This window comes from Streptomyces sp. NPDC002133 (assembly GCF_040296405.1).
Classification (GTDB): Bacteria; Actinomycetota; Actinomycetes; order Streptomycetales; family Streptomycetaceae; genus Streptomyces.
Genome location: NZ_JBEOXF010000062.1, coordinates 1 through 17,985, shown reverse-complemented (window position 1 = coordinate 17,985; position 17,985 = coordinate 1). Strand labels below are relative to the sequence as shown.

The following is a 17,985-nucleotide window of genomic DNA, read 5'->3' as shown; positions in this document are numbered from 1 at the left end:
ATTTGCGGACTGATCCACCCTGTACGTGCCACTCGCACATGCCTCTCGCAGGAGGCATGTGCCGGGCAAGGCCCTGCCGTTGCCCGGGCAGGGTCCGGTCAGGCGGAGACGAGCGGGGCGCGCGGAGAGGTACCGAGGGGCGCGGCGAGCTCGGCGAGCGCCCGCTCGAGCCCGTGCAGATGCGTGAGAGCGGCGTCCGCGGTGGGGTGTTGCCGCTGGGCGGGCAGGGCGACCCGGCCTTCGGCCGCGGCCCGCGGGACGGCTGCGTGGCCGGTCCCGGCCGATGCGGTCGCGCGGTCGGGCGACTCCAGGGCGTGCACGGCCGCCTCGACACGCCAGCAGGCTGCGGCCAGCCGCGCGTCGTGCGAGGCGTCCGGGTCGGCCGCGACGGTGGCCAGGCCGCGCACCTCGCGGGCGCAGTCGTCCAGCAGGGCGATGACCTGGCGGGCACGGGCCTTGCGCGCGCGCAGCGGGCTGAGCGGGTGGACGAGCGGCGCCAGCGACATCCGTACGCGCCCGAGGAGCAGCTCCAGCTCGGCGGCGAGCGGTGCGGGGTCGGCCTCCGTGTCCCCGGCCAGCCTGCGCGTCGCCGCCGTGGTGCACTCGTGCACGCAGCGCACGGCACGCCGGATCCATGCGTCGGTCGCCGCGTGCGTGGTGACGGGCAGCACGAGCGCGACGCCGATCACGGCGCCCAGGGCGCCGACCGCCGTCTCCTCGAAGCGGAGGAGCAGCAGCCCGGGATGCAGGACGCCGAGGAGCCCGTACAGCAGTCCGGCCATCACCGTGACGAAGAACATCATCCAGCTGTAGGAGGGTGCGGCGGTGTAGAAGATCCCGAAGACACAGACGGCGACCAGCGCGGCGGTGGGCCCCGGCGCGCCGTCCAGCGGTACGGCGATGAGCAGCCCGGCCGCGATACCGGTGACCGTCCCGACGACGCGCCGGAAGCCGCGGACGAGGGTCTCGCCGCGCGACGCCGTGTTCACGAAGATCCACCACGCGGTGCCGACGGCCCAGTACCAGCGCTCCTGGGACAGCAGCTGACCGACCGCGAGCGCGACTCCGCAGGCCAGGGTGGCCTGGAAGGCCTGCCGGGTCGTCGGCCGGGCCAGCCCCCGGCCCGGCAGCGGCGCGGGCGCCGCGGGCGGCGGCGTGCGCCGCTCGATGCACCACGCCCCGAAGCGGACCGCGGAGCAGGCGACGAGGGCGAGCGCGACGGCGCCGTACAGCTCCGGCAGCTGTGCGGGGACCGCGTGGAGGAACTGCGTGGTGAAGAACATCATGAAGGCGAAGATCCCCAGCGCATGCGCGCGCGGGCCCCAGCGCCGCGCGTACACGCCGAGGAAGACCACCGCGAGCCAGGCCGTGTCACGCAGCAGCGGCAGCCCGTGCAGCATGGTCGCGAGCGCGAGGGCGGGAAGGCCGACGGCCGGGAGCAGGGCGGTGGTGACGGCCTGGCGGCGTACGGTCGGATCGCCGACGGTGAAGAGCGCGAGGAGCGCGGCGAGGCCCCCGGTGATGGAGGCGCTGAGGGAGAGCCCGGCCAGCTCGGCGGCGGCGACCGCGAGGCCGATGCCGAGCACGGCGCGCGCGGACAACCTCAGGCGGACACGCCCCGGGTCCGGAGCCACGAACATCCTCTTCACGGCGGTCGGCCGCCCCCCTTGCAGTGGTGTGCGTCGCACCCGCGGCCGTCCGGGGTCGTGGACGGCGGGCAGGCACGACGAGGGCACCGCGGTCCGGATCCGGCCTCGTCGCCGTCCGGCGCTGCGCGGCGCCGTAAGTACATGGATGCGACAAGGATAACCACCCAGGGGCCCACTGGCTCAAAGGGCGCATCATCGACAGGGCCATTGGCACAGTGGATCAGCCCGCACAGTGGCAGCCGGGAAGCCAACGGAACACCGGTCGCCCTTGCCACTCACCGTCCGCGGCCTGACGCGGGCTCGCCGCCGCATCCTGGGTCGCGGTCCGGCAGATGAGCGGTACGGACATGGGCGTCGCGACCCGGCGGATCGTCCCATTCCGATCGAAGAACGAAATCACCTCGCGCATCACCGGGCGGTGGCTCGGCTCGTCAAGGCGGCCATGAGCCATTGGTACAGTGTGGAGTCGCTTCCGAGCGGCCGGAGGAGGCCAACGGACCATGGCGGTCGATGGACTCGACACCCGTATCCTGCGGCTGATGATCGAGCAGCCGCGCACCAGCCTGCGTGAGTACGCGCGCATCCTGGGCATCGCGCGCGGCACGCTCCAGGCCCGGATCGACCGGCTCGAACGCGACGGGGTGATCACCGGCAGCGGGCCGTTCCTGTCCCCCGCCGCGCTGGGCCATCCGGTGCTGGCCTTCGTCCACATCGAGGTCACTCAGGGGCGTCTGGACGAGGTGGGCGATGCGCTCGCCGACGTGCCGGAGATCGTCGAGGCCTTCTCGATCACCGGAGGCGGGGATCTGCTGACGCGGGTGGTGGCCCGTGACAACGGTCACCTGGAGGATGTCATCCAGCGGCTGATCAACCTGCCGGGCGTGGTCCGTACGCGCACGGAGATGGCGCTTCGGGAGCGCGTGCCGCACCGGCTGCTGCCGCTCGTGGAATCGGTGGGACGCACCGCCGACGGGGCACGCTGACGCCTTCGCCAGGCAGGTCGGCATCCTGGAGTCCATGAGCACTGCGCGAAGGACGTCGGTCATTTTCGATCTCGACGGGACGCTCGTCGACAGCGAGCCGAACTACTACGAGGCGGGCCGCCGGGTCCTCGCCGGTTACGGCATCTCCGATTTCAGCTGGGAGCACCACACACGCTTCATCGGCATCGGCACCCGCGAGACGCTGGAGAGCCTGCGCGAGGAGTACGGGATCGACGCCCCCCTCGAGGACCTGCTGGCCGGCAAAAACCGGCACTACCTGACGCTGGCCCGGGCGAAGACCGAGGTCTACCCGGAGATGCGGAAGTTCGTCGAGCGGCTGGACGCGGCAGGCGTGCCGATGGCCGTGGCCTCCGGCTCCTCCCGCGCGGCCATGGAGGCGGTCCTGGAGGGCACCGGCCTCGGTGTGTACCTGACCACCCTGGTCTCCGCCGAGGAGGTCGCGCACGGCAAGCCCCGGCCGGACGTCTTCCTGGAGGCGGCGCACCGGCTGGGCGCGGAGCCCGCCGACTGCGTCGTCGTGGAGGACGCCCCGCCCGGCGCAGCCGCGGCACACGCCGCCGGAATGCGCTGCATCGCCGTCCCGTACGTGCCCGAGACGGCCGCCGGCGACGCCTTCCGCACGGCGGGGCTGCTCTTCCCGGGCGGCCAGCCGGAGTTCACGGCCCAGGCGGCGTACGACTGGCTCACCCGGCCGGTTCCGCCCGTCTGAACGCGCGGCAGGGGAGCCTGCCGGAGCGGCTGCGCCCGGCCCGGCCGGCTTCCGTCACGGCTCGGGGCGCGGCGTTTCGTCAGCCGTGTGCAGTGGCGTGCCGAACCGCGCCAGGCAGTGCCAGACCTTCTTGAGCGCCTGCGGGTCGTGGCGGCCGGTTCGGGCTGCGTTTCCGATGATCCGGGGATCGAGCAGGCCGTCGACCGCGATCTCGGTGCCGAGCTCCACGTACTCCTGTCCGCGGTAGTCGGGGTGGCGTCCCAGGTCCTCGACGGTGAGCCGGAAGCCGGAGTGCCATTCGACGGGGCACGGAAGCCGGCGAGCGGCCGCCTCCACGGCCGTGCCGCGGTAGCTCGGATCCAGGACCAGGGACTCCACGTCACGGTCGAGCCTCACCGGCCCGTGCACCTGCGCCTCGACGTAGTCGTCGAGAGCGTCCTGTCCGCCGGCCTCGGCGAGCTCGATGAGCGCCATGCGGGAGGCGACACCGAATGCCGACGGCTCGAGAAAACTGTCCGGGTAGCAGAACGTGGTGCGTCGAAGCGTCCCGGCGGCGAGTCGGACGTGGGCGGATCCGAATCGTGGCGCCGCGCCGAAGGGCTTGCGCCGGAAGTTCAGCGCACCGTAGACAGGACGCTCCTCGGCGGGTGCGTCGTCGTACGCGCCGCCGAAGATCCTGCTCTCCCAGCGCCAACGGTCCCCACCGGGGTGAGCTGTCAGTCCCCCGTTGCTCGTTCCGGTGACGAACTGCGAGCGGTAAACGCCGCCGATTGCCAGTTCGGGCAGGATCCCACGGTCGCCAACCTCGCGGTCCGGATGGAAGTTCAGCGTCACTCGTAGCTCGGAGCCGAGCGGATTCCCCGACGACAGGGCCTCGACATGGCGAAGGGCTCGCTCCTGCGACGGCCGGGAGGGGTCAGCGCTCATCGGCGCAGTGTGCCCGAGTGCGATCCGCCGCCGCATCCGGATTGCATCCTGCCCAGCGCCGAACTCCGTACCCGACACGGCTGCGGCGCGGCCGCGCCCCCCGACGGGTCCCGCTCGCTTCGGTACGTCGATCCAGACCGTATTGCCGTGCCCGTTGGGCTCACCGCCCCCCGCGCAGGAGAGAACTCGCAACTCGATCTCCATTCGAACAAGCTTGCCATCGCCGGCTCAGAAGGCCTCATCCTGGTGGTCCTCCACGCCGAGCCCGGCTGCCGCAGCGCCGAACTCCTGCGCCTCCTGAGGAGCCTTGTCGCTTCCGGCGACGGCACGCCGCGGGAGAGTGACCGCAGCGAGGTCATCGAGGAGCAGTGGGCGGAGGATCTGCCGCGTCGAGGGGCGGGACAGCAGGCAGCCCGCCGGCTGTTCCGCACACCGCCGCGGTCGGCAGCACGTACGTGGCGGTGAGCGGCGGGCCGGGCCGGGCCCCCGCCGGAGCTCCCGTGCGACGGGGCAGCGGATCGTGTGCGCGTCGTCGCCGGGACGTTCAGTCGGCCGGTCGTGACATCGCGTCCCGCACGGCTCGCAGGATGTCCTCGGAAAGGGGGAACCTGCCGTCGTCCGAGTGAGCGGTACGGCACTTACGAGGGTGGAGCCGCCGGTCCGGCATTCCCCGGAGCCGACCGGCCGGCCATCTCGCGAACACCGGACACCCAGGTTTCGCGAGATTCGGAATCATCGGACTCAGACACCACATCACCGGCGAAACCCGCCGCCGGGCATCCGCTACCAGGACCGTCACGGTGCTCGGTCGACAGCAGGAGCCGAGCAAACGGGGACACGGCAAAGACCGGTGCGTGTCGCGGCTCCGGCACCGCGGGAGCCTGTCGGCGTACCGGATGACCACCCGGCCCGGCCAGTCGACTGCGCCCGATCCTCAGAGCGCGGCTCGCCATGCCGGTGATCCACGTTCAGGACACGCCGAAAAGCCCCACGCCCAGAGTCACGACGCCCCCAAGAAGCTCAACCGGACCTGTCGCTCGGGGTTGTCCCTGTTGGTGTCCGGAAACTCCGTTAGGGCAACTCCCCAGTTTGTCAGGCAGCCATGTGGCAGTGCCCGCAAGGGGGGTGTTAGCCTGACGCGGCCTATGCCCCACGACGGACCCTGGCGGCCTTGCGGGCCTCGGCAATCTGACGGGCCTCAGCAGACCGGCGAGACTCGCCACCGCCGCGACCAGCCCGCCCCGGACGGGTGCCCAGTCCGCGAAAGGGGGCACCGTCGCGCTTCGGGCGCTCCGCGACCGGCCCCCTGCCGCTGACGGGGACACCGGAGGGAGCCTGGGCGCCGGTGATGCGGCTCAGCTCGGCCTCGCCGGAGCGGACCTGCGTGATCTGCGGCCTGATGCCCGCGTCAAACATGAGACGGGCCATGTCCCGGCGCTGGTTGGGCAGGACCATGGTGACGACGGTGCCGGACTCGCCGGCGCGGGCGGTACGGCCACCGCGGTGCAGGTAGTCCTTGTGGTCGCCGGGCGGGTCGACGTTGACTACCAGGTCGAGATGTTCGACGTGGATGCCGCGGGCCGCGACGTTGGTGGCCACCAGGACCGTGACGTCGCCCTCCTTGAACTGGGTCAGGGTCCGGGTGCGCTGGGGCTGCGACTTGCCGCCGTGGAGCGCCGCTGCCTTCACGCCGCTGCTCAGCAGGTGCTTGGTGAACTGGTCGACAGCGTGCTTGGTGTCCAGGAACATGATCACGCGCCCGTCGCGGGCGGCGATCTCGGTGGCGGTGGCGTACTTGTCGGCGCCGTGCACCTGCAGCACGTGATGCTCCATCGTGGTGACCACGCCCGCCGGCAGGTCGACCGAGTGGACCACCGGGTCATGGAGGTAACGACGGACCAGGAGGTCGATGTTGCGGTCCAGCGTGGCCGAGAACAGCATGCGTTGGCCTTCGGGGCGTACCTGGTCCAACAGTTCGGTGACCTGGGGCATGAAGCCCATGTCGGCCATCTGGTCGGCCTCGTCCAGGACGGTGATGTTCACCCGGTCCAGGCGGCAGTCCTTGCGCTCGATGAGATCCGCGAGGCGGCCAGGGGTCGCGACGACCACCTCGGCCCCGGCACGCAGTGCGCCAGCCTGCCTGCCGATCGACGTGCCACCGACCACAGTGGCCAGCCGCAGCTTCAGCAACCGGGCGTACGGGGCGAGCGCATCGGTGACCTGCTGGGCCAGCTCGCGCGTTGGGACGAGGATCAGGGCCAGCGGCTTCCGCGGTTCGGCACGCTGCCCGGCCGTGCGCACGAGGAGCGCCAGGCCGAAGGCGAGCGTCTTGCCCGATCCGGTGCGCGCGCGGCCCAGGACGTCGCGCCCCGCGAGGGAGTTCGGCAACGTGGCGGCCTGGATCGGGAACGGCTCGTTCAGGCCGAGACTGGTAAGCATCTGCAGCAACTCGGCGGGCATGTCCAGCTCGCCGAAGGTCGCAGCCGCGGGGAGGGCAGGGGTGACGGTGACCGGCAGCGCGAACTCCCCCTGCGGCGTGGAGGGGCGGCGCCCGCTGCCGTCCGAACTGGCGCCGGGGCGCCCCTGGCCCTGTGGCCGGAAACGGTCATTCGTGTGTGCTGAACGGCTCATGGAGAACCTTCCTCAACGGGGCACGCATCGAGGAATTCCCGACAGAAATGAGCCGGATGAATTGCAAGAACGAGCCGGAATTGGAGACTAAAATAAGTCCACCGGAATACAAAAATCAGCAAGCTGGGGCCCCACCCTGAAGGTGGGGCCCCAGCTACCTCATACGCTTCGGCGTCAGGCGGGAGTGATGTTCTCCGCCTGCGGACCCTTTTGTCCCTGCGTGACGTCGAAGTTCACCTTCTGGCCTTCCTGAAGCTCACGGAAGCCCTGGGTGGCGATGTTCGAGTAGTGGGCGAAGACGTCGGGGCCGCCACCGTCCTGCTCGATGAAGCCGAAGCCCTTTTCCGCGTTGAACCACTTGACGGTGCCAGTAGCCATGTCAGATCCCCTTCGGGGCAGTGCCCAGGGGTCCACACCGTGTGAACCCATGCGTTGCCACAATGAACCCCGTCCGGATAAGCACCGGAGATACGAAAATGCCCGACGACATGCAGCCGCCAAGGCACTTGAAGTTTGGGGAACCACAACTGCAACTACCGTTAAGTTTAGCACGGCACACGCATTTCGCACCACCCTTCACCCGCCACACCACACTCCACCCTCGCGGGAGCGCCCAATCAGCCACGCAAGCCTGTGCGAACTCGAATACACGTGAAAGGTTAATTTTCAGCTTAAATAAGGCGCAACGCAAGGAGAACTCGTCTCTTTATCACCTTCTTAGCAACTCCGCATTGGGGCACCCGGCCTCCGGAGCTGGCACGACATTCTCTCACCTGTCGAACATATGGCCGTTCGACGTCTCCGAGCGACATCTCGGCTTCGACACCTTCGACCTGGTCGAGCAGATTCTCGTATCGCACAACCTCACCCGCGACGGCGGCGTCGGCCGCTACCGTCGCGGCAGCTCCCGGCATCGGTACGCGTGGTCGGCGGTGCTCGACCTGATGGCACGGATCGCAGGGCTCGAACTGGAACGGCGCGTCGCGGACCGGGACGGAGCGCCGTTCACCCTGGTCCGACCGCCGAAGCGCCGGGAGGGGCCGCCGCAGGCCGGCCTGCGGCACTCCCATCAAGCCCCCCAAGGGCCAGGGACACAACGGCTGGGAGAAGCAGGCCAACTCCGCCCTCGCCAGGCTCCGCGCCCCTGCCGAGCGCGCCTCCGCCGAACTCGGGCGCTGGCGGGTACTCGACCTGTTGCGGATCAGCCCGAATCGCATTACCGCCGCGCTTCACGCCTCCTCGTGATCACACAAAAGCAAATCTTCACTCGCGAGAGGGTAGATCGGAAACGCTCAGTACAAGCGCCACGGTGAGGATCTGCGGTGGCTTCGTCGACATCAGCTGCTGCTGGTCGAGCAGTGCGAGACGTTTCCGAAGCCGTACATCGAGCTCGACAGCCTTGCGGTGGAGGCTCTCGGAGGACTCCTTGGGCTTCTCGCCCCTCCGTTCCTTCTCGGAGGCCGCCGCAGCATCGAGGAGCAGCCGCTCGCTCTCCGAGGTCAGGCGCTTGGTCACCAGTTCCCGGATCTTGATCAACTCTGCCAGGCGACGGGGCTGGACCTCGGCCAGGTATTCAGGAAGCTGGTTGGCGATGATCCAGCTCGTTGCCTTGTCTTCGGCGTCTGCGAGCCAGGGAAGTCCGCATGCGATGTGGGTCGCCGCGCCATTGGGAGCCGCGGCGCAGTCGAGGTAGGGCGCGGGGCCGGCCGGGTGCACGGTGCCGTGGCTGTCGACGTAGGCGTAGGCGAACCGTCGGGCCACCGACTCACCGGTGGCGTCCGCGACCTCTTCGACGACCCCGACGAGGAGGTGTGGTTCTTCGAGGGCGGCCGAGACGAGGACGGTGCCCTGGTTCAGGGCACCCCCGAAGTTCCGGATGGTTTCGTCCATGACGGCGTCGTGCAGCGGGTGGCCGGGGGCGACCAGGTCGGCGCGGGCGCGGTCGTCAGGCTGGACGTGGCTGAGGTCGAAGGTGATGCGGTCGTACTTGGTGGCAATCGGTCCGTTGCCTGCCGAGCGGATGTGCTGGGGCACGTTGGCTATCTCGTAACGCCCCTGTTCGCGCTTGACGATCCGGCCACCGAGCCGGGTGAAGGCGTCCTTGAACGTCGATTCGATGTAGTGCGGCTGAAGACGTCGAGAGCGGGCTTCGTCCATCGTGGCGCGCAGAGCACGAAGATCGGCATCCGAGAGGTGCTCCGAAGCGAGCGCACGCTCGTCCAGAAGGCCCTTGAGGCCGTCTCCGACGGTGGTGTCGATGACTTCGTGCATCCTTTCCTTGACATCTGGCTGCTCACCGTACTGGATGGCATCGAGCAGCAAGTCTCGCAGCGGGGCCTCGGCGAACGCCTCTCCCAGGACATCGAAGACCTTCCCGCCGTACGTCTCGCGCATCTGGTCGAGCTTCTCCAGCAGGCGCGTGAAAACTTCGCCCTCGCGGGTGTTGGAGGCGACGAGGTTCCAGAGCCGGCAGACCTCCTCCTGGCCGATGCGGTGGATGCGGCCGAAGCGCTGCTCGATGCGGTTGGGGTTCCAGGGCAGGTCGTAGTTGACCATCAGGTGTGCGGCCTGCAGGTTGAGTCCCTCGCCGGCGGCGTCGGTGGCCAGCAGGATCTGGACGTCGCGGTTCTTGGTGAACTCCTCGGTGATCTGCCGCCGCTCGGCCCGGCGTACGTCGCCGTGAATAGCCTTGACGGCATCGGGCTTGCCCAGAAGCGACCCGATCTTGCCCTGCAGATACTGGAGGGTGTCGCGGTGCTCGGTGAAGATGATGAGTTTCCGAGGCCGGCCATTGGCGTCTGTCACCAGCGCGTGGTCTTGGAGGAGGGCGGACAGCTCGGTCCACTTGCGGTCCGTACCTGCCTCCCTAACCCGCTGCGCCGTCTTCACCAACGCCCGAAGCTCGATGAGCTCGACGTTGAGCTCCTCGACCGTCTGCGCCGCCGTCGCGGCATCGAGCAGTTCCTCCTCGGCCTCCTCGATCTCTTCGGCATTGAGGTCGCCGTTGTCGAAGTCGGCAAGGTCGATCGTGGGCATGCTCTCGCGCCAGGTACCGTTGAGGATCTCCTGCTTCTTGCGCTCCAGGCGCTCGGTACGCCGCACGAGGCTCTTGTAGATCGCCTCGGGGCTGGAAGCCAGGCGTCGTTGCAGAACAGTAAGCGCGAAACCGACAGTGTTCTTGCGTTTGCCGCCAATGCGGTCGGCACGGTTCATCCCCTCGCGGACGTAGTGGGTGACATCCTCGTAGAGGTCGTACTCGAGTGCCGTGAGTTCGTAGGGGACGGTCTCCGCGAGGCGCTCGGGGAAGAGCTTCCTGCCCTCGAAGGTAAGCAGGTCTTCCTTGATCATGCGTCGCATGATCCCGCTGACGTCGGCGCTCCTCTTCTGCCTGCCCTCGAACCGGTCACGGTCCAGCAGGGTGAGGAAGAGCTGGAAGTCCTCCTCCTTTCCCGAGTGCGGGGTCGCTGTCATCAGCAGCAGGTGGCGAGTGATCGCGCCGAGCATCTCGCCGAGCTGGAACCGTTTGGTCTTCTCCACTTTGCCACCGAAGTAGTGCCCACCCATGCGGTGGGCCTCGTCAACGACGATCAGGTCCCACTCCGTCTCCTGAAGCTGCGCCTTCAGGTGCTCGTTACGAGAGAGCTGGTCCATACGAGCGATCAGAAGCGGGGTGGTCTCGAAGACATTGAAATGGACCTGGGAGTCGATGAGCTGGTTCGTGAGCAGGTCGAAGCGGAGGCCGAACTTGAAGAAGAGCTCGTCCTGCCACTGATCGACCAGGCCCCCCGGAGCCACGATGAGGCACCGCTTGACGTCATCGCGCAGCAGGAGCTCCTTGATGTAGAGCCCAGCCATGATTGTCTTTCCTGCGCCCGGATCGTCGGCGAGCAGGAAGCGCAGCGGTGTACGGGGCATGAGCTCGCCGTACACGGCGCGGATCTGGTGCGGGAGCGGCTGAACGTCACTGGTCGCCACGGCGATCATCGGGTCGAACAGGCCGGCCAGTGAGATCCGCTGAGCCTCGGCGACCAGCTTGAAGTCACGTGCGTTCGCGTCGAAGGCGCGGCTGCCGCTGCGAGCGACGCTCAGCTTGTCCTCGTCCTTTCGGAAGACGACCCGCTGGTCGAGGCCGCCCGCGGCGGTCTTGTAGGTCAGCTCGAGTGCGTTCGCACCGTGCCATTGAGCGGCGATGACCGTGACGACCTCCGCCGGCATGAGTCCGTCGATCCGCAGACCCGGCTTGAGCTCCTCGAGCAGCACGTACAGAACCTCCTGGTTGGCAGCCTGCGAACGCTACTCGGACGTTCCGGCGGTTTTGCGGTCCCGTCGACTTCGTCAACCGGGGTCGCTAATCTTCGCAGAGGGCATGCGATTCGGCGGGGGCAATGGAGCGAGAAGAACGTCAGCACCTTCGTGGTGTGGTGGAGGAAGTCAGCGGGTGGCGCAAGCTCGCGGCGAGGATCGTCGAGGAACGTGAGCCCGTAGAGGCAGCGGCGGAAGACGCCACCAGGGAATTCCTCGGCCGAGTGGCTTCTCTCGGGACCGGAGCCACCACCGCATGGCGCGTACTGCAGGTCTCACCGTCCGATGTCGACCTGGTGACCTCCCTGGCCTGCCGTCAGGCTCTTCCGGCGCTCACGGCCAATGCCCAGCACGGCATCCATCAGTTGACCGACGACGTCGGCCCGGCGCTGAAGGCCGTCCGGGCGCTGTTCGGTGCCCGCCGACTAGTGTCGGGCAAGAGCCGCAAGGACGAAGCAGGCCAAGCTGCGACATACCTGATATCCCTCCACGAGTGGGCTGCGAGCGCCCCACTCGTCACCGAGCTGGAAAGCCTCGCAGCATGGGACAGGAGGGCTCTCCCCGCAATCGGGCCCTCGGCCATCCTCGATGACACGGTCGGCTTCGCCAAGCGCCTCGGCGACCGGGCCGAACTCGTCGGGCGGCATGAACTGGACGTCGCCAAGACCGCGATCAGCGCAATCGATCAGGCCCTGCAGCGCGAGGACCAGTTCAGATCGGCAGTCAGTGTCGCCGGCAATGCCGTCCGACAGGACGAGGCTCGCAAGCTGGTCGCCGAAATGCCCGTCGAGCGGCTCAAGGACGCAACCAACGGCCAACTGCGCATCACGGCGCTGATCGATGCCGGGATCAGGAACGTGCAGCAGGTCCTCGACCAGAAATCACGGATTCGATCACTCCCCGGAGTCGGTGAGACGACGGGCAACCGGATGGTCGGCGCCGCGCGGACCATCTGGCAGACCACGCTGGACGAGATGCCGGTCCGGATCGACATCAAGAACCGATCCCGCGCCACCACGAAGCTCCTCAAGGCGATACGTGCTTGGGACGCGGCACGCTCGATCCGCAGCGCGACAGCCGACCTCGCTGCCGCCGACGCGGTTCGACCGCTCCTCCAAAGCCTTGATTCCAAGACCTCCCACGTGGTTCTCGTCCCCCAGGCCCGGACCGTCGCCGAGTTGCGTACCGCGCTGGCGGCCGTCGAGCGCCGCGGGGCGATGCTCAACGGCGGGGACGACTCCGCAGGCGGTGATCCTTGGGAGGATTTCATCGCCCGCCCGGCCGACTACTACGCGATGCTCGCGGAGCTCGGATTCCTGGCCGACGACGCCGAGAAGAGCCAAGGCGACCTACCGACCGAAATCGTCGAGGCGGTCAGGGAACTCAAGCTCGACACCGGCCATCTGAAGGTGTCTCTTCGTGGATACCAGTCATTCGGTGCCCGCTTCGCGATCGTGCAACGGAAGGTCATCATCGGCGACGAGATGGGTCTGGGAAAGACGGTCGAGTCACTCGCCGTACTCGCCCACTTGCGCGCCAAAGGCTCCTCCCACTTCCTGGTCGTTTGCCCAGCCGCTGTCGTGACCAACTGGGTGCGCGAAGTCCAGGCCAAGTCCGATCTGCGCGCGTATCGCCTGCACGGGCCCGGTCGCGACGACGCGCTGAAGTCCTGGATCCGCAACGGTGGAGTCGCGGTCACCACCTACGACATCCTCGGTTGGCTGGAAGGCCGGATCCCCGAACGCGCCGAACTTGCGTGCCTGGTCTTCGACGAAGCGCACTACATCAAGAATCCGGACGCCCAGCGAACCCGGCGCTCCACGGCCCTCATCAAGAGCTCGGAGCGAGCGATCCTACTGACCGGCACCCCGCTGGAGAACCGGATCGAGGAATTCCGCAATCTCGTCGGCTACCTCCGGCCAGACCTGTCGGTCAGTGCCTCGGAAATCGCTCCTCGCCAGTTCCGGAAGCAGGTGGCACCGGCCTACCTGCGACGCAATCAGGAAGACGTCCTCACCGAGCTCCCGGAGCGATTCGAAGTCGACGAGTGGATGCCGATGTCCAGCGCCGACGAGCAGCACTACCGAGCGGCTGTCATCGAGGGCAACTTCATGGCCATGCGCCAGGCCGCGCTACGCGCCGGCGCCAAGTCCGAGAAGATGCAGCGCCTCATCGACATCGTCCAGGAGGCAGAGGACAACGAGCGCAAGGTGCTGGTCTTCTCGTACTTCCGTGACGTCCTCGATGAAGTGGCGTCGGTCCTTCCGGGGAAGGTGTTCGGGCCCCTTACCGGCTCCGTTGCCGCCGCGAAGCGACAGAGCATGGTTGATGAGTTCTCCCAAGCCCGCCACGGGGCAGTCCTCGTCGCGCAGATCGTGGCAGGCGGCGTCGGTCTGAACATTCAGTCGGCATCGGTCGTCGTGATCTGCGAGCCCCAGCTCAAGCCGACTACCGAATGGCAAGCCATCGGCCGCTCCCACAGGATGGGGCAGCTGGAGTCGGTACAAGTACACCGCCTGCTCTCCGAAGAAGGCGTCGACCAGCGCATCATTGAGATCCTGGCGCGCAAGAACCAACTCTTCGCGGAGTTTGCCCGCGTCTCCGAAACCGCCGACAGCGCCCCGGAAGCGTTCGATATCACGGACGCTGAGCTGGCACGGGAGATCGTGGCGGCCGAGCGCGAGCGCCTACTCACGGGCGGCTGACGGACGCGAGAGCCGACCACAGTCGGCCGATCCAGGCGCCCCCATCTCTCTGACCGCCGCCAGAGCCACACTCCTCAACTCCTACTCGGAAGGCCGCCATGAGCTGGGGCGTGCTCCTCTTCCGCCTGCCCGACGGCGTCACCTCGGTGCACAAGATCCCCGCCGACCACTCCTCGGACCTGCTTGACCGGCGACACGATGGACTCGCGACTGTCCCAGGCCGTTCCCGAAGCTGATCTCTCGGACCCCACCTGCGGCGAACTTTCCGGACCCACTTGGTCCATCGAACTCAACATCGGAGGACTGGCGGCCCCTGGACGCCATGGTCGTCTGCGCACTGCGGCGCGGTGATGCCTCGACCGCACGTGCCGTGCTCCAGGCGGCGGACCGGCCGGGGTTTCATCAGGAATGGGTCCGGCGCCGGGCCCGTGAAGTCGACCAGGAACTCGAGAGAGCGTCCTTGCCGCTCGCGTGTTCCGCTTCGCGGCGCTCCTCGTCAGGTCAGCCCCGACTCAACCGCCGCGCCGCACGCGGGCCGCCTTGCGGGCTTCCCCGAGCTTGCGCGCCTCGCTCCCCTTGCGGGACTTACCGCCGGAGCCGCGAGCCTCGCCCTTGCTGGTGCCCAGACCGCGGAACGGAGCGTTGTGGTTCTTGGGCCGCGCTGCGGCGGGCCCACCGTCGAGGGACACTCCGGAGGGGGCCCTGGAGCCCGTAATCCGGCTCAGCTCCGCCTCGCCGGACCGTACCTTGGTGTTCGTGGACACGATGCCGGCCTCCGCCATGACCTGGCTCGTCTCGCGGCGCTGTCCCGACAGCACCAACGTCACGACGGTGCCGGACCGGCCGGCCCGGGCCGTGCGACCCGCGCGGTGCAGATAGTCCTTCGGGTCGGTGGCCGGGTCGACGTTGACCACGAGGTCGAGGTCGTCGACGTGCAGACCCCGCGCCGCGACATTCGTCGCCACCAGCGCGGTGACCTCTCCGTTCTTGAACTGTGCCAGGGTCCGGGTGCGCTGCGGCTGCGACTTCCCACTGTGCAGGGCCGCGGCGGGGACTCCGCTGGCCCGCAGATGCCTGGTGAGCTGGTCGACTCCGTGCTTGGTGTCCAGGAACAACAGGACGCGGCCGTCACGGGCGGCGATCTCCGTGGCAACCGCGTACCGGTCCGGACCGTGCACGAGCAGGACATGGTGCTCCATCGCGGTGACCGCCCCGGCCGACGGGTCGACCGAGTGGACGGCGGGGTCGTGCAGATAGCGGCGGACCAGTTGGTCCACGTCACGGTCGAGGGTGGCCGAGAACAGCATGCGCTGCCCTTCGGGACGCACCTGGTCCAGAATCTCGGTGACCTGCGGCATGAACCCCATGTCGCACATCCGGTCGGCCTCGTCCAGAACGGTGATGCGCACCCGTCCCAGACGGCAGCCCGCGCGCTCGATGAGGTCGTGCAGGCGACCGGGCGTGGCGACCACAATCTCGACCCCCTCGCGCAGCGCAGCAGACTGCCGGCCGATGGACACCCCCCCGACTACGGTCGCAAGGCGCAGCCGCAGCGCCCGGGCGTACGGGGTGAGCGCCTCGCTGACCTGTTGCGCCAGCTCCCTGGTGGGCACCAGGACGAGCGCCAGTGGCTGCTTGGGCTCCGCTCGCCGCCCGGCCGTCCGGGCGAGCAGCCCCAGACCGAAGGCGAGCGTCTTACCCGATCCGGTGCGCCCCCGGCCGAGGACATCCCGGCCCGCGAGAGCGTTCGGCAACGCGGCCGCCTGGATGGGGAAGGGCTCTGTCACGCCGAGTTCGTCGAGCATGCGCAGCACCTCGGCTGGCAGCCCCAGCTCCGAGAAGGTCGCCGCCGGAGGCAAGGCCGGATTAAGGGGCGACGACACGGCCAAGTCACCTTGCCGGGCGTCGGCGCGTGCTGAATCGCTCACAGAGAGCCTTCCTCCGAAGGGACCGTACCGAGGAAGGCGCGGCTGGGACGCAGCCACCGATCCCGAGGCGTCGGACGGAGTTCCGGTACGACGGCGCTGCAAACGCATCACGCTAGCACGGGCCCCCCTCTCCGGCTCCGGTCCACGCAAGCCGGCGTCACGCCGCCTGGGGGCTCGTTTGGCGCGGCCGGAGTCCGGCCCTACCGTCGTTCCCCCACAACACCATCACCCGAGAAACGACAACCGAACCTGCCGCTCCGGGTTGTCCCTGTTCGTGTCGACCAGACAGACCGACTGCCAGGTGCCCAGCTCCAGCCGCCCTCCGATGACGGGCAGGGTCGCGTGCGGCGGCACCAGCGCGGGCAGGACGTGGTCGCGGCCGTGGCCGGGGCTGCCGTGGCGGTGCTGGTAGCGGTCGTCGGCGGGGAGCAGGACGTGCAGCGCGGCCAGCAGATCGTGGTCGCTGCCGGCACCGGTCTCGATGAGCGCGATCCCGGCGGTGGCGTGCGGCACGAAGACATGGAGGAGCCCGTCCCGGCCCCCCGCGGTCTCCTCCAGGAACTTCTCGCACTCGCGGGTCAGGTCGGTCACGGCCTCGGCCGAGCCGGTGACCACGTTCAGAACTCTGGTCGTGAAGGCTTCGGGCATACGTCCATCCTCTCGCCCATCCTGCAGGGTCGCGCGTCCGCGTGGCGGGACACCATTGACCCGTCGCCGGGCCGGTCGCTACGTTCTGCGCCATGTTGCGTACAGCCTTGCTCACCACGCGCGGTCACATCGACCTGCGGCGGGTGGCCTCCGCCGCGTGTCGCCGCGGCTGCTGACGCCCTCTCAGCGCAGGGAACGGGATCGACGCGCCGAGCGTGCGCGTAGGCCGTAGCGCTCGCACCGCCCTCCCTTCTTTCCCGCTCGCACGTCTCCTCCTCTCCCCTCTCCTGCCTCGCCCCCCTGGTCACGGCTTCAGTTCTTCCGCACCGACGTCATCGTCGTCTCCGCCTTCCTCGGTCTGCTCGCCGACGCGATCGTCCGCACTCTCGAAAGGCTCCTGCTGCCATGGCGACCGACGTTCAAGGGAGAGTGAGCACCGTCCCTCAGGCGACGACGGCGGTACGCGTCGAGGGGCTGATCCGCTCCTTCGACGGCCGTCCGGTCATCGCCCGTCTCGATCCGACCCTGCGCGGGGGCGAGTTCACCGCACTGCTCGGGCGCAGCGGCTGCGGCAAGTCGACGCTGCTGCGCGTGCTCGCCGGGCTCGACCGCGACGTCGAGGGCACGGTCCTCGTCCCCGAACGGCGGGCCGTCGCCTTCCAGGCACCGCGGCTGATGCCGTGGAAACGGGTGTGGCGCAATGTGCTGCTCGGCCTGTCGGGCAAGCCCGAACGCGCCGTCGCCGGGCGTGTATTGGAAGAGGTCGGTCTCGGTCACCGCTCGGGCGCCCGGCCGAAGACGCTCTCCGGCGGCGAGGCGCAGCGGGCCTCGCCGGCCCGGGCGCTCGTACGCGAACCCGACCTGCTGCTGCTCGACAAGCCGTTCGGCGCGCTGGACGCGCTGACGCGGCTCAAGGCCCAGCAGCTGGTCGCCGGCTGTGGCAGCGACGCGGTTGCGCCGTGCTGCTGGTCACGCACGACGTGGACGAGGCGCTCCTGCTCGCGGACCGGGCGGACGGCAACGGACCGGTGAACGGGCTCGGCTTCCAGGTCGCCTCGCCGTCGGCGCTCGCCGACAAGGAGAAGGCGGCCGCGATCGGCGACCTCGTCGAGCGGCTGCGGCGCGCCCAGACCTGGGTGTTCGATCACCCGGAGGAGTGGGCGAAGGTCTGGGCGAAGGACACGGGGCTGCCGTACGAGGTCGCTCTCGACGCGGTGAAGCGCTCGTACGGGACGAGGGTGCCCGTCGCCATCGACGCCGCCGCGATCGCGTCCGAGCAGAGGGGAGGGCGTGACGCCCGAGCTGGGGGCGCGCGGGCTGCTCCCGAAGGTCCCGGTGTCCCCGCTGCTGGGCGTTCCTGCGGCGAACGGTCGCCCGGCCTCGGCGCCGGGCGGCGCGCCGCTGCTCCTGGCCACCCGTGTGGTGGTGGCCGACGGTGCCATGGGCACGATGCTCCAGGCGCAGGACCCCACCCTCGACGAC

At 69.0% G+C, this 17,985-nt stretch carries 12 protein-coding genes and 3 pseudogenes; 8 read left to right on the top strand and 7 right to left on the bottom strand.

The features are described 5' to 3' along the window. Window positions 1–98 precede the first annotated feature (98 nt). Complete coding sequence (locus tag ABT078_RS35255; RefSeq protein ID WP_351235236.1) at window positions 99–1,640, bottom strand: FUSC family protein; 1,542 nt, start codon at window positions 1,638–1,640, stop codon at window positions 99–101. A 509-nt stretch (window positions 1,641–2,149) separates the two neighbouring features. Here ABT078_RS35255 and ABT078_RS35250 point away from each other — a divergent pair. Both ABT078_RS35250 and ABT078_RS35245 read left to right on the top strand, forming a co-directional pair. Then, window positions 2,150–2,632: an Lrp/AsnC family transcriptional regulator gene (locus ABT078_RS35250; RefSeq protein WP_351235173.1), complete on the top strand. Its 483-nt coding sequence runs from the start codon at window positions 2,150–2,152 to the stop codon at window positions 2,630–2,632. Between the two features lie 34 nt (window positions 2,633–2,666). Further along, window positions 2,667–3,362: an HAD family hydrolase gene (locus ABT078_RS35245; protein ID WP_351235171.1), complete on the top strand. Its 696-nt coding sequence runs from the start codon at window positions 2,667–2,669 to the stop codon at window positions 3,360–3,362. 54 nt (window positions 3,363–3,416) lie between these two features. On the opposite strand, the gene ABT078_RS35240 is transcribed toward ABT078_RS35245, so the two are convergent. Beyond that, the gene (locus ABT078_RS35240) at window positions 3,417–4,289 is read right to left on the bottom strand and encodes a DUF3626 domain-containing protein (protein WP_351235169.1); all 873 of its coding nucleotides are present in this window, start codon (window positions 4,287–4,289) and stop codon (window positions 3,417–3,419) included. 147 nt (window positions 4,290–4,436) lie between these two features. On the opposite strand from ABT078_RS35240, the gene ABT078_RS35235 reads away from it, so the two are divergent. Continuing rightward, window positions 4,437–4,754, top strand: a complete 318-nt coding sequence (locus ABT078_RS35235) for a hypothetical protein (protein ID WP_351235167.1) — start codon at window positions 4,437–4,439, stop codon at window positions 4,752–4,754. Window positions 4,755–5,432: 678 nt separating this feature from the next. On the opposite strand, the gene ABT078_RS35230 is transcribed toward ABT078_RS35235, so the two are convergent. Together ABT078_RS35230 and ABT078_RS35225 are read right to left on the bottom strand one after the other, a co-directional pair. Beyond that, window positions 5,433–6,920, bottom strand: a complete 1,488-nt coding sequence (locus ABT078_RS35230; protein WP_351235165.1) for a DEAD/DEAH box helicase — start codon at window positions 6,918–6,920, stop codon at window positions 5,433–5,435. Between the two features lie 174 nt (window positions 6,921–7,094). Next, a complete protein-coding gene (locus tag ABT078_RS35225; protein WP_210586179.1) occupies window positions 7,095–7,298 on the bottom strand; it encodes a cold-shock protein in 204 nt (67 codons plus the stop codon). Between the two features lie 410 nt (window positions 7,299–7,708). On the opposite strand from ABT078_RS35225, the pseudogene ABT078_RS35220 reads away from it, so the two are divergent. Continuing rightward, window positions 7,709–7,930, top strand: a pseudogene (locus ABT078_RS35220) (SAM-dependent methyltransferase); the annotation flags it as partial. 253 nt (window positions 7,931–8,183) lie between these two features. On the opposite strand, the gene ABT078_RS35215 reads toward ABT078_RS35220, so the two are convergent. Next, complete coding sequence (locus tag ABT078_RS35215) at window positions 8,184–11,180, bottom strand: DEAD/DEAH box helicase (RefSeq protein WP_351235163.1); 2,997 nt, start codon at window positions 11,178–11,180, stop codon at window positions 8,184–8,186. Between the two features lie 338 nt (window positions 11,181–11,518). On the opposite strand from ABT078_RS35215, the gene ABT078_RS35210 reads away from it, so the two are divergent. Continuing rightward, window positions 11,519–13,927 carry a DEAD/DEAH box helicase gene (locus ABT078_RS35210; RefSeq protein ID WP_351235161.1) on the top strand — a complete coding sequence of 803 codons (2,409 nt, stop codon included), beginning with the start codon at window positions 11,519–11,521 and terminating at the stop codon, window positions 13,925–13,927. Window positions 13,928–14,439: 512 nt separating this feature from the next. Here ABT078_RS35210 and ABT078_RS35205 read toward each other — a convergent pair. Together ABT078_RS35205 and ABT078_RS35200 are read right to left on the bottom strand one after the other, a co-directional pair. After that, on the bottom strand, window positions 14,440–15,855 hold the full coding sequence (locus ABT078_RS35205; RefSeq protein ID WP_502981465.1) for a DEAD/DEAH box helicase: 1,416 nt from the start codon (window positions 15,853–15,855) through the stop codon (window positions 14,440–14,442). 225 nt (window positions 15,856–16,080) lie between these two features. Next, the gene (locus ABT078_RS35200) at window positions 16,081–16,503 is read right to left on the bottom strand and encodes a secondary thiamine-phosphate synthase enzyme YjbQ (RefSeq protein WP_351235157.1); all 423 of its coding nucleotides are present in this window, start codon (window positions 16,501–16,503) and stop codon (window positions 16,081–16,083) included. A gap of 92 nt (window positions 16,504–16,595) precedes the next feature. Between ABT078_RS35200 and ABT078_RS35195 the strand changes: the two genes are divergently transcribed. From ABT078_RS35195 to ABT078_RS35185, 3 genes and pseudogenes are all read left to right on the top strand, one after another. Then, the gene (locus tag ABT078_RS35195; RefSeq protein ID WP_351235234.1) at window positions 16,596–16,679 is read left to right on the top strand and encodes a putative leader peptide; all 84 of its coding nucleotides are present in this window, start codon (window positions 16,596–16,598) and stop codon (window positions 16,677–16,679) included. A gap of 137 nt (window positions 16,680–16,816) precedes the next feature. Continuing rightward, window positions 16,817–16,936: pseudogene (locus tag ABT078_RS35190) on the top strand (ABC transporter permease); the annotation flags it as partial. After that, a pseudogene (locus ABT078_RS35185) lies at window positions 16,909–17,783 on the top strand (ABC transporter ATP-binding protein); the annotation flags it as partial. The pseudogenes ABT078_RS35190 and ABT078_RS35185, both read left to right, overlap by 28 nt. Window positions 17,784–17,985: the final 202 nt, after the last annotated feature.